At 59.2% G+C, this 11,826-nt stretch carries 12 protein-coding genes; 6 read left to right on the top strand and 6 right to left on the bottom strand.

The annotated features are described in order from the left end of the window. The first annotated feature begins 40 nt into the window (after window positions 1-40). The 6 genes from Q8O69_RS16130 to Q8O69_RS16105 all read left to right on the top strand — a co-directional run bounded on the left by Q8O69_RS16130 (window position 41) and on the right by Q8O69_RS16105 (window position 6,535). The gene (locus tag Q8O69_RS16130; RefSeq protein ID WP_305593257.1) at window positions 41-1,138 is read left to right on the top strand and encodes an extracellular solute-binding protein; all 1,098 of its coding nucleotides are present in this window, start codon (window positions 41-43) and stop codon (window positions 1,136-1,138) included. An 83-nt stretch (window positions 1,139-1,221) separates the two neighbouring features. Further along, entirely contained in the window at window positions 1,222-2,313 is a 1,092-nt protein-coding gene (locus Q8O69_RS16125) for a polyamine ABC transporter substrate-binding protein (RefSeq protein WP_305593256.1), read from the top strand. A gap of 113 nt (window positions 2,314-2,426) precedes the next feature. Next, on the top strand, window positions 2,427-3,569 hold the full coding sequence (gene potA, locus Q8O69_RS16120; RefSeq protein ID WP_275959850.1) for a polyamine ABC transporter ATP-binding protein: 1,143 nt from the start codon (window positions 2,427-2,429) through the stop codon (window positions 3,567-3,569). Window positions 3,570-3,595: 26 nt separating this feature from the next. Next, window positions 3,596-4,477, top strand: a complete 882-nt coding sequence (locus Q8O69_RS16115; protein ID WP_275961549.1) for an ABC transporter permease subunit — start codon at window positions 3,596-3,598, stop codon at window positions 4,475-4,477. 82 nt (window positions 4,478-4,559) lie between these two features. Next, complete coding sequence (locus tag Q8O69_RS16110) at window positions 4,560-5,453, top strand: ABC transporter permease subunit (RefSeq protein WP_275959849.1); 894 nt, start codon at window positions 4,560-4,562, stop codon at window positions 5,451-5,453. Window positions 5,454-5,596: 143 nt separating this feature from the next. Further along, window positions 5,597-6,535 carry a sensor domain-containing diguanylate cyclase gene (locus Q8O69_RS16105; RefSeq protein ID WP_275959848.1) on the top strand — a complete coding sequence of 313 codons (939 nt, stop codon included), beginning with the start codon at window positions 5,597-5,599 and terminating at the stop codon, window positions 6,533-6,535. A gap of 32 nt (window positions 6,536-6,567) precedes the next feature. Here Q8O69_RS16105 and Q8O69_RS16100 read toward each other — a convergent pair whose 3' ends face one another. The 6 genes from Q8O69_RS16100 to Q8O69_RS16075 form a co-directional block, all read right to left on the bottom strand. Then, complete coding sequence (locus Q8O69_RS16100) at window positions 6,568-6,954, bottom strand: hypothetical protein (protein WP_305593255.1); 387 nt, start codon at window positions 6,952-6,954, stop codon at window positions 6,568-6,570. Window positions 6,955-6,994: 40 nt separating this feature from the next. After that, on the bottom strand, window positions 6,995-9,199 hold the full coding sequence (locus Q8O69_RS16095; RefSeq protein WP_305593254.1) for an OsmC domain/YcaO domain-containing protein: 2,205 nt from the start codon (window positions 9,197-9,199) through the stop codon (window positions 6,995-6,997). A gap of 78 nt (window positions 9,200-9,277) precedes the next feature. Next, window positions 9,278-9,727 carry an NUDIX hydrolase gene (locus tag Q8O69_RS16090; RefSeq protein WP_305593253.1) on the bottom strand — a complete coding sequence of 150 codons (450 nt, stop codon included), beginning with the start codon at window positions 9,725-9,727 and terminating at the stop codon, window positions 9,278-9,280. A gap of 54 nt (window positions 9,728-9,781) precedes the next feature. After that, entirely contained in the window at window positions 9,782-10,186 is a 405-nt protein-coding gene (locus tag Q8O69_RS16085) for a DUF1801 domain-containing protein (protein WP_305593252.1), read from the bottom strand. Between the two features lie 76 nt (window positions 10,187-10,262). Then, window positions 10,263-11,039: a Crp/Fnr family transcriptional regulator gene (locus Q8O69_RS16080; protein ID WP_305593251.1), complete on the bottom strand. Its 777-nt coding sequence runs from the start codon at window positions 11,037-11,039 to the stop codon at window positions 10,263-10,265. Window positions 11,040-11,300: 261 nt separating this feature from the next. Further along, a complete protein-coding gene (locus Q8O69_RS16075) occupies window positions 11,301-11,666 on the bottom strand; it encodes an N-acetyltransferase (protein ID WP_305593250.1) in 366 nt (121 codons plus the stop codon). Between the last annotated feature and the right edge of the window lie 160 nt (window positions 11,667-11,826).

Genomic DNA, 11,826 nt, shown 5'->3' with positions numbered 1-11,826 from the left:
GCATCTTCCGGAAACGACTACAACAACAGGAGCTGTACGCATGAACACATTCGGCAAAACCCTTCTCGCGTTGTCCCTTGCTGGGGCTGTGGTAAGTGCCGCGCACGCGGATAACAAGGTCCTGCACGTTTACAACTGGTCCGACTACATCGCAGAAGACACCCTCGACAACTTCCAGAAGGAAACCGGCATCAAGGTCGTCTACGACGTCTTTGACAGCAACGAAACCCTGGAAGCCAAGCTGCTGGCTGGCAGCTCCGGTTATGACATCGTCGTGCCGTCCAACCCATTCCTGGCCAAGCAGATCAAGGCCGGTGTGTTCCAGAAGCTGGACAAATCCAAGCTGCCAAACTGGGAAAACCTCGACAAGGGCCTGCTCAAGGCGCTCGACCCAAGCGACCCAGGCAACCTGTATTCGATCCCCTACATGTGGGGCACCATCGGTATCGGTTACAACGTCGACAAGGTCAAGGCGGCACTGGGCGAAGACGCTCCGGTCAACTCCTGGGACCTGGTGTTCAAGCCGGAAAACATCGCCAAGCTGAAAGACTGCGGCGTGTCCTTCCTTGACTCGCCGACCGAAATCATCCCGGCAGCGCTCAACTACCTGGGCTTCAAGTCCGACAGCACCGATGCTGGCGAGCTGAAGAAAGCCGAAGAGCTGTTCCTCTCGATCCGTTCCTCGACCTCCTACTTCCACAGCTCCAAGTACATCGGCGACCTGGCCAACGGCAACATCTGCGTGGCCATCGGCTACTCGGGCGACCTCTACCAGTCCAAGTCCCGTGCTGAAGAAGCCAAGAACGGCGTGAACATCTCCTACAGCATCCCGAAAGAAGGTGCTGGCAGCTTCTTCGACATGATGGCCATCCCGGCTGATGCGAAAAACGTCGAAGCCGCTCACGTGTTCCTCAACTACCTGATGAAGCCAGACGTCATGGCCAACATCACCAACTTCGTGCAGTTCCCTAACGGCAACGCCGCGGCCACCCCGCTGGTTGACGAAGCACTGCGTAACGATCCGGGCATCTACCCGGACGCGGCCACCATGGCCAAGATCTACACCTTCCCGGATCTGCCAGCGAACGCGCAGCGCGCGATGAACCGCAGCTGGACCAAGATCAAATCGGGTCGCTAATGCCATAACGGCAAGAGGCCATAGCCCTAATGGTGTGCGGCGGGTTGCTCCGCCGCATGCCCTACAACAATAAGGAAGCTCCTATGCGTCGTACTCCACTTCTGGCTGGCCTGCTGGCCGCCGCCGTCAGCATCAGCGCCGTGCAAGCCGCTGAGCCTGTGGTCAATGTCTACAACTGGTCTGACTATATCGGCGAAACCACCCTGGCCGATTTCCAGAAGGCCACGGGCATCAAAGCCATGTACGACGTGTTCGACTCCAACGAAACCCTGGAAGGCAAACTGCTGGCGGGCCGTTCCGGCTACGACATCGTGGTGCCGTCCAACCATTTCCTCGGCAAGCAGATCAAGGCGGGCGCGTTCCAGAAGCTCGACCGCAGCCTGCTGCCGAACTGGGAAAACCTTGACCCGGCGTTGCTCAAGCAACTGGATGTTAACGATCCCGGTAACCTGTATTCGGTGCCGTACCTGTGGGGCACCAACGGCATTGGCTACAACGTGGCCAAGGTCAAGGAAGTGCTCGGGGTCGACGAAATCGACTCCTGGGCCACGCTCTTCGAGCCAGAGAACCTGAAGAAGCTCAACGCCTGCGGCGTGGCCTTTATGGACTCGCCCGATGAGATGTTTCCTGCCGTACTCAACTACCTGGGCCTCGACCCGCGCAGCACCGATCCAGAAGACTACAAGAAGGCCGAGGCCAAGCTGATGGCCGTGCGTCCTTACGTCACCTACTTCCACTCCTCGAAGTACATCGGCGACCTGGCCAACGGCGACATCTGTGTGGCGTTCGGCTACTCCGGCGACGTATTCCAGGCGGCCGCTCGCGCCGAGGAAGCGGGCAAGGGCATCGAAATTGCCTACAGCATCCCCGAGGAAGGCGCCAACCTGTGGTTTGACCTGATGGCCATTCCGGCCGATGCGAAGAACGTCAAGCAAGCGCACGCCTTTATCAACTACCTGCTCGACCCGGCGGTGATTGCCAAGGTCAGCGACTATGTCGGTTACGCCAACCCTAACCTCAAGGCGGGTGAGTTGATGAACCAGGAGGTGCGTAACGACCCTTCGGTTTATCCAGAGCAGGCCGTGTTGGACAAACTCTACATCTCTGCTGAGCTGCCACCGACGATCCAGCGTGCGATGACGCGCGCCTGGTCGAAGATCAAGTCGGGTCGCTAAGCGGAAACTGCAACACAGCGTACGGCAGGCCTGGCCTGACCGTACGGCCCGCTGCGCCACGCGCGGCAGATTATATTCGGGTCCACGACCCATTCTTTGCGGGAGTTTTGGTAATGGCAGTTGCTTCCAGTGCCTATAAAAAGGTTCTCGAGGGTGATCAGCAACCGAAAGAGGTGCTGGTCAAGATCGAGCGCGTGACCAAGAAATTCGACGAAACGATTGCTGTCGAAGACGTTTCGCTGACCATCAACAAGGGTGAAATCTTCGCCCTGCTCGGCGGCTCCGGCTCGGGTAAATCGACCTTGCTGCGCATGCTCGCCGGCTTCGAGCGTCCGACCGAAGGGCGCATCCTGCTCGACGGTGAAGACATCACCGACCTGCCGCCCTACGAGCGGCCGATCAACATGATGTTCCAGTCCTACGCGCTGTTCCCGCACATGAGCGTGGCTGACAACATCGCCTTCGGCCTCAAGCAGGACAAACTGCCGAAAGCCGAAATCGACGCCCGCGTCGAAGAAATGCTCAAGCTGGTGCACATGACCCAGTACGCCAAGCGCAAGCCGCATCAGCTTTCCGGTGGCCAGCGTCAACGCGTGGCCCTGGCTCGCTCGCTGGCCAAACGGCCGAAACTGCTGCTGCTCGACGAACCCATGGGTGCTCTGGACAAGAAGCTGCGTTCGCAGATGCAGCTTGAGCTTGTCGAGATCATCGAACGCGTCGGCGTGACCTGCGTGATGGTGACCCACGACCAGGAAGAGGCCATGACCATGGCCCAGCGCATCGCCATCATGCACCTGGGCTGGATCGCCCAGATCGGCAGCCCAGTGGACATCTACGAAACCCCAACCAGTCGCCTGGTCTGCGAATTTATCGGCAACGTCAACCTGTTCGAAGGCCAAGTGGTCGAGGACATGGAAGGTCATGCGCTGATCGCCAGCCCGGACCTGGAACGCAATATTTTCGTCGGCCACGGCGTCAGCACCTCGGTGCAGGACAAGAGCATCACCTACGCCATCCGCCCGGAAAAACTGCTGGTCACCACCGAGCAGCCAACCTGCGAGCACAACTGGTCGCGCGGCACCGTGCACGACATCGCCTACCTCGGCGGCCACTCGGTATTCCACGTGCTGCTGCCAAGCGGCAAGGTGGTGCAGTCCTTCGTTGCCAACGCCGAACGGCGTGGCGCTCGGCCTACCTGGGACGATGAAGTGTTCGTCTGGTGGGAGGACGATAGCGGGGTGGCATTGCGCTCATGAACATTATCCGAAGCATCAGCCGCCGCATGCCCACGGGCCGGCACCTGGTTATCGGGGTGCCGTTCCTCTGGTTGTTCCTGTTCTTTATGTTGCCGTTCTTCATCGTTCTGAAGATCAGCTTCGCCGAAGCCGACGTGGCCATCCCGCCGTACACCGACGTGTACACCTGGGTGGAAAACAAATTCACCCTGGTGCTCAACCTGGGTAACTACATCTTCCTCAGTGAGGATGCGCTGTACTTGGCGGCCTATATGGGCTCGCTGAAGATGGCCACGATCAGCACGCTGCTCTGCCTGGTTATCGGCTTCCCGATGGCCTACGCCATCGCCCGTGCCGACAAGGACAAGCAGATGGTGCTGTTGCTGCTGATCATGATGCCGACCTGGACGGCGATCCTGATCCGCGTGTATGCCTGGATGGGCATCCTCAGCAACAACGGCCTGCTCAATGGCTTCCTGATGTGGCTGGGGCTGATCAACGAGCCGCTGCAGATCCTCAACACCAACCTGGCGGTGTACATCGGTATCGTCTATTCGTACCTGCCCTTTATGATCCTGCCGCTGTTCGCCAACCTGGTTAAACACGACCAGAGCCTGCTGGAAGCGGCCGCGGACCTGGGCTCGAGCACCTACAACAGCTTCTGGAAAATTACCGTGCCGCTGGCCAAGAACGGCATCATCGCCGGCTGCATGCTGGTGTTTATCCCGGTGGTGGGTGAGTTCGTGATTCCTGAACTGCTCGGCGGCCCGGAGACCCTGATGATCGGCAAGGTGCTGTGGCAGGAGTTCTTCAACAACCGCGACTGGCCGGTTGCCTCTGCTCTGGCTGTGGTGATGCTGGCGATCCTGATCGTCCCCATCATTCTGTTTAACCGCAACCAAGCTAAAGAAATGGAGGGTCGGCCATGAAGCAGTTCCCTGGCATAGCCTCCATCATTCTGTTTAACCGGCTTTCCACCCAGAATCGGGCCAAAGAAATGGAGGGTCGACCATGAAGCGTTTCAGTTTCTCCAACTTTATGCTGTGGGCCGGCCTGACCTTTATCTACCTGCCGATGCTGATTCTGGTCATCTACTCGTTCAACGCCTCGCGGCTGGTAACGGTGTGGGGTGGCTGGTCGGTGAAGTGGTACGTCGGCCTGCTCGACAACACCCAACTGATGAACTCGGTAATGCGCTCGCTGGAAATCGCCTGCTACACCGCGATTGCCGCCGTAGCGCTGGGCACCATGGCCGCCTTCGTGCTGACCCGCGTTACCCGCTTCAAGGGGCGCACGCTGTTCGGTGGCCTGGTCACCGCGCCGCTGGTGATGCCCGAGGTGATCACCGGTCTGTCGCTGTTGCTGCTGTTCGTGGCCATGGCCCAGCTGATCGGCTGGCCTGCCGAGCGTGGTGTGCTGACCATCTGGATCGCCCACACCACCTTCTGTTCGGCCTACGTGGCCGTGGTGGTGTCGTCGCGTCTGCGTGAGCTGGACCTGTCCATCGAAGAAGCGGCCATGGACCTGGGCGCGAAACCGTGGAAGGTGTTCTTCCTGATCACCATCCCGATGATTGCGCCTTCGCTGGCGGCCGGCGGCATGATGTCCTTCGCCCTGTCGCTGGACGATCTGGTACTCGCCAGCTTCGTTTCCGGGCCGGGTTCGACCACTCTGCCGATGGAAGTCTTCTCTGCCGTGCGTCTGGGCGTGAAGCCGGAAATCAACGCCGTGGCTAGCCTGATCCTGTTGGCGGTTTCCTTCGCCACCTTCCTGGTGTGGTTCTTCGCCCACCGTGCCGAAGAGAAGCGCAAGAAAGCCCTGCAGCAGGCCATGGATGAAACCACCGGTGCCGCGCTGATGAACGGCCCGGACAGCCGTCGGGACCCATCCCAGGTGCATGCCTGATCGCACCCCGGCGTAACCCACAAGGGCCGCATTAGCGGCCCTTGTGCATTCTGCGGCAGTACTGGCCAGTCATCCGCCCTGCGGTTGCGTCGGTTGCCGATCTTGGTTACAACCTGCGCTATACCTCGCCCGGATTGCTCGCCATGCCTAACTCGATGATTACCGATAGCGCGGTGTACAAGACCCTGCTGGAGTCGACCAAGGCCATCCCCTGGAAGATCGACTGGGCCAGCATGACCTTCGCCTATATCGGCCCGCAGATCGAAACCCTGCTCGGTTGGCCGCAGGCCAGCTGGGTCAGCGCCAACGACTGGGCCGAGCGCATGCACCCCGAAGACCGCGACAGCGTAGTGGCTTTCTGCGTGTCGCAGTCCCAGGCCGGCACCGACCATGAAGCCGACTACCGCGCCCTGACCCGCGATGGCGACTACGTGTGGATTCGCGATGTGGTGCACGTACTGCGCAATGAGGCTGGCGAGGTCGAGTCGCTGATCGGCTTTATGTTTGATATCAGCCAGCGCAAGCAGACCGAGCAGCAGCTGCTGCAATTGCAGCAACAGCTCGAAGAGCTGTCCTACCTCGACGGCCTTACTGGCGTGGCCAACCGGCGCATGTTCGACAGCCGCCTGCAGGTGGAGTGGAGCAACGCCCAGCGCACCGGTCAGCCGCTGTCACTGATCCTGCTGGATATCGACTATTTCAAGGAATACAACGACCACTACGGCCATATCCAGGGCGACGATTGCCTGAAAAGCGTAGGTCAGGCCCTGAGCGGCGCTGCCGTGCGCCCGCGCGACCTGATGGCCCGTTATGGCGGTGAAGAGTTCGTCCTGCTGCTGCCGGAAACCGATGCCCAGGCCGCCGCCCAGGTCGCCGAGCGCTGCCGCCAGCTGATTCGCGAGCAGAATATCCAGCACGCCCACTCTCAGGTCAGCCCACTGCTGACCTTAAGCCTCGGCGTCGGCACCCTGACCCCCGGCCCGCTCGATCAGCCCCAGGCCTTTCTCGAAACCGTGGACCGCCTGCTCTACAAAGCCAAACACCAGGGCCGCAACTGCGCGGTGCTGGCCGCAGCGCCATAAGCCAGAGCGTAGGGTGGATGACGCTAAGCGCTCTAGCGCTTGATCCGCAACGCCAGCAGGAAGATCAGCGTGGCGGCGATCACCAGGATATCCATGATGATCGCCGCTGCGGCCTTGCCGAGAAACGCCTGGCCATACACCAGCACCAGGGTGATAAAAATCGCCTTGCTCGTTGCCGCGATGGTGGCGCAGAAGGCGCGGTATTTTTCGTTCAGCGCGCCATAAATCAGGATCACGCCCATCAGGCCAACCAGCGCTGACCAGCTGCGAATCACGATGGATTCCAGCTGGCCGGTAAACGACACGCCAAACATCGACTCAAGCGCCGCCTGCGGCGCGAACAGGCCGTAGAACATGCTGGCGGTGAGCACGCCGGACACCAGCATTAGCCATTTGAAGTTCCCTATTACAACGTTCATACAATCCCTCGTGTGTGTGGTGATTGGGTGTGCGTGGTGTTCAACCCGACACAGCAGCCACTCTGGCCCGCGCCGCGTGCAGCTTCTTGTAGCTCTCAATCAAGCGTAGATGGCGGTCCAGCCCTTCGAGCTGCATATTGGTCGGCGTCAGGCCGTGGAAGCGCACGCTGCCGTCCAGTGAGCCCAGTACCGCATCCATTCGTTCATTACCGAACATACGGCGGAAGTTCGGCTCGAAGTCGCTCATCGCCAACTCGTCGTCCATCTGCACCTCCAGCGCCGCGTTCAGCGCCTGGTAGAACAGGCCGCGCTCGACAGTGTTGTCGTTGTACTGCAGGAAGGCCTCGGTCAGCTCCTTGGCCTCGTCGTACTTCTTCAGTGCCAGGTTGATCAGCAGCTTCAACTCAAGAATGGTCAGCTGGCCCCACACCGTGTTGTCGTCGAACTCGACGCCGATCAGCGTGGTGATATCGGTGTAATCGTCGACATCGCTGTTTTCCAGATTGCGCAGCAGGGATTTCAGGCCGCGATCATTCAGGCTGTGCAGGTTGAGGATGTCCGCGCGGAACAGCAGCGCCTTGTTGGTGTTATCCCAGATCAGGTCCTCAACCGGATAGATCTCCGAATAGCCCGGCACCAGGATGCGGCAGGCCGTGGCGCCCAGGTGCTCGTACACCGCCGTATAGGCTTCTTTGCCCATGGCTTCGAGGATGCCGAACAGGGTCGCGGCTTCCTCGGCGTTGGCGTGCTCGCCCTGGCTGGAGAAGTCCCACTCGACGAACTCATAGTCGGCCTTGGCGCTGAAGAAGCGCCACGACACCACACCGCTGGAGTCGATAAAGTGCTCGACGAAGTTGTTCGGCTCCATCAGCGCCTGGCTTTCAAAGGTCGGCGGCGGCAGATCATTCAGCCCCTCGAAGCTGCGGCCTTGCAGCAGCTCGGTCAGGCTACGCTCCAGCGCTACTTCGAAGCTTGGGTGCGCGCCGAACGAGGCGAACACGCCGCCGGTGCGCGGGTTCATCAGGGTCACGCACATCACCGGGAATTCGCCGCCCAGGGAGGCGTCCTTCACCAATACCGGAAAGCCCTGGGCTTCCAGGCCCTGAATCCCAGCGAGAATGGCCGGGTACTTGGCCAGCACCTCTGCCGGCACGTCCGGCAGGCACAGCTCGCCTTCGAGGATTTCGCGTTTGACCGCGCGCTCGAAAATTTCCGACAGGCACTGCACCTGCGCCTCGGCCAGGGTGTTGCCGGCGCTCATGCCGTTACTGAGATAAAGGTTTTCGATCAGGTTGGAGGGGAAGTACACCACCTCGCCATCGGACTGACGCACAAAGGGCAGCGAGCAGATGCCGCGCAGCGTGTTACCGGAATTGGTGTCGTATAGGTGCGAGCCGCGCAGCTCGTCGTCCGGGTTGTAAATCGCCAGGCAGTACTCGTCGAGAATCTCCGCTGGCAGCGCGTCCTTGGGACCCGGTTTGAACCAGCGCTCATCCGGGTAATGCACGAACGCAGCATTGGCGATTTCCTCACCCCAGAACTGATCGTTGTAGAAGAAGTTGCAGTTCAGCCGCTCGATAAACTCGCCCAACGCCGACGCCAGCGCGCCTTCCTTGGTCGCGCCCTTGCCGTTGGTAAAACACATCGGCGAGTGCGCATCGCGGATATGCAGCGACCACACGTTGGGCACGATATTGCGCCACGAGGCGATCTCAATCTTCATGCCGAGCTTGGCCATGATCCCCGACATATTGGCGATGGTTTCTTCGAGGGGCAGGTCCTTGCCGAGGATGCGGGTGCCCTCGCCGGCAGTTAGCGCCGGCATCAGCAGCGCCTGGGCGTCGGCATCGAGGTTTTCCACCTCCTCGATCACGAACTCTGGCCCGGCCTGCACCACCTTCTTCACCGTGCAGCGGTCGATGGAGCGCAGAATGCCCAGGCGGTCCTTCTCGGAGATATCCGCCGGCAGTTCGACCTGAATCTTGAAGATCTGCTGGTAGCGGTTTTCCGGGTCAACGATGTTGTTCTGCGACAGGCGGATGTTATCGGTGGGGATATTGCGCGTGTCGCAATACAGCTTCACAAAGTACGCCGCACACAGCGCCGAAGAGGCCAGGAAGTAATCAAACGGCCCCGGCGCCGAGCCATCGCCCTTGTAGCGGATGGGCTGGTCAGCCACCACCGTGAAGTCATCGAACTTGGCTTCAAGTCGGAGGTTGTCGAGAAACTTGACCTTGATTTCCATGCGGGATTACCAGAATACGGGCTAAACGAATGGCGGCCATTATCCGGGTTTTCAGCGGGAAGTCTTGCGCGGCGCGGGTTAGGACTGACGAGCGAGCAAGAGGGATTGCAGCAACTCCGGTAGCCATTCGGGTTTCAAGAGTGACGGCGGCGCTTGCTGCAGCTGCGCCAGGTCCCACCACTGCCACTGCTGAATCGTGCTCTGTTCTTCTTCCGTCCAGTCGGCGGCAAACACCGGTGTATTGGCCGGGCACTCCACCAGGAAGTACTGCTCAAGCCATCTGGCCGGCACCGAACGGGCTACGGCGTAAACCTCATCCCGCTCTTTCAATAACGCGCCGATTTCCAGCCTGAGCCCAGTTTCCTCATACAGCTCGCGGGCGGCTGCAGCCCGGTAATCTTCACCCGCCTTCAACTCGCCGCCTGCGGTCGCCCAGAAGGGCGCTTGATGTTCGTCTTTGTAGTTAAACAGCAGCAGCCGACCATCGGCATCGACGATCAATAAGCGTGCGGATTTTCTGACGTCCATGTTTGTCTCGGATTTATTGAAGAGGGATTGGGTGTTGGTCGACGGCCAGTCAGCCTATGCGCCCAGCAGTGGCAAGTGTTTCAGACGCTGATACTGCAGTGCCAGCAGCAGGCAATGCCTGAGCGGCACCTGCTCAATATCGCTATCCAGAGGGATCACCACTGCTCTGTTGCCCTCATAGACGAACTCGTCACGGTAGATTTCCCGGAAGGTGGCCACTAGGCGCGTCTGGCAATGGAAGAACACCTTGATCGCACTCGGCTCTTTGGCTTTCCAGTCGATGCGAATCGGCGAACCGCCCTTGACCGAATAACTGGCCTCGGCCCACTTCAGCGTTTCCTCTACGTTGCCCAGCTTGTACTCAGCGGCAATGGCCAGAATCAGCGCGCGTACCCGCTCAAGCTGCTGCTTAGCGGCTATCGGATAACTATCAAATCTGGCCTGAATCTCTGGGTTCATAGGTCGTCGTGTGGCGTGCCAATAAGCGGTAGAGGCTGAGTTTCCCCGGCGCTAGGCGGCTGTGATCAGCGCAGTGCTACAGCGTGGGCAGCGTTGCAGTGGGAATGGCGTCGGTATCGGTGATGATTTGGCGCTGCGGTATGTAATCAAGCAGCAGGTCTGTTTCCTTTTTGACCACCGAATAGCACTCGCAAGTCAGCGCTTCCAGTTTTGGCCGATCAAGCACTTTGATCAAGCCGCGTGAATATGAAATCACGCCGAGTTGCTGCAACTTTAACGCGGCCTGAGTGACGCCCTCGCGGCGAACGCCGAGCATGTTGCCGATAAATTCCTGGGTCATGGTCAAGTGGTTGTGTGACAGGCGATCCATGGAGAGCAGCAGCCAGCGGCAGAGCTGCTGGTCGATCGAGTGATGCCGGTTGCAGACCGCCGTCTGCGAGACCTGCGTAATCAGCGCCTGGGTATAACGCAGCATCAGCATCAACAGCTGGCCATGCCGGTTGAACTCCTCTTTCACCCGATGCCTGGGGAGCCGATAGGCGTAGCCGGCGCTCTGCACCAGCGAACGGCTCGGCGTGCTTTCCCCGCCCATCAGCAGGCTGATGCCGAGCAGCCCCTCATTACCCACCACCAGGATGGCGGTTGACGCCCCGTTCTCCATCACGTACTGCAGCGAGACGATGGAGTCCGTCGGGAAGTAAACGTGACGCATCGGCCGGCGGGATTCATACAACACTGCGCGCAACGGCAATGGCACCAGTTCCAGGTGCGGGAACAACCGGGATTGCACCTCTGGCGACAAGGCTGCCAGCAGATGATTCTGCTGGGGTTCGGGCTGGGGTTTGGCGGACATTTCGGTGCTCTGCAACTGAATCGGTGGCGGTTACTCGCTCAGAGCGGCCTGAGCGTACGTGTTGACCCTGTGGATTCAGTGCAGCAGCCCACATAGGCTTGGGCTCTGCTCGCCCACATGAGGCGAGCCCATGCGTGACCTTAGCAGTTCAGCGTGGCGGGAGTTGGCCGTTGCGCTATGCAATAGCTGAAAGTGAAGCGCTTGCAGGGGAGAGGGGCCTGGCCAGTTGCAGTGAGTGGGGGGAACGGTTGGAGTCACTTGTTAGGGGGTAACACCGCGCTCCATTCGAAGTAAATTAGGCTCGCTGCCTACAACGAGAAAGCCAAGTCGCTGATAGAGATCTTTCGCTGGATTATCAATAAATACTTTTAGGCGAATGGATTGTAGATTTCGATTTTTTGCAATTGATGTGATCTGAGATATTACCCAAGTTCCGACACCTTGGCCGGTATGTTTTTTTGTAATCTGTATATCGCGTATGTATAGGTTTGAGCCGTGTATGCTTAAGCTAAAAAATCCAACCTGAGTATTTGCATCACATATAACGTAGCTTTCAAGTGCACTCCATTCGTGTGAGAAATTATCGTTGTTCCATTCGGAATTATAACGCTCGTAGTAATGGCGCATATTTTCTTGTGCAAGCCCATTAGGGATGGTCTGAAGTAGCCATGTATTTCCCCGGCATACCACCTAGCGCAACTTTTAAACTCGCCAAATGATCAAAAAACAATCAATTCGACGAGTATTTCTTACGTTTTCGCCACCCGGACCCCACTCCGGTGGCCAT

It is taken from the genome of Pseudomonas sp., from assembly GCF_030690725.1.
In the GTDB taxonomy this organism is placed as follows: domain Bacteria; phylum Pseudomonadota; class Gammaproteobacteria; order Pseudomonadales; family Pseudomonadaceae; genus Aquipseudomonas.
Note: the sequence above shows the minus strand (reverse complement) of the source record. Positions and strands in the feature narration are given on the sequence as shown.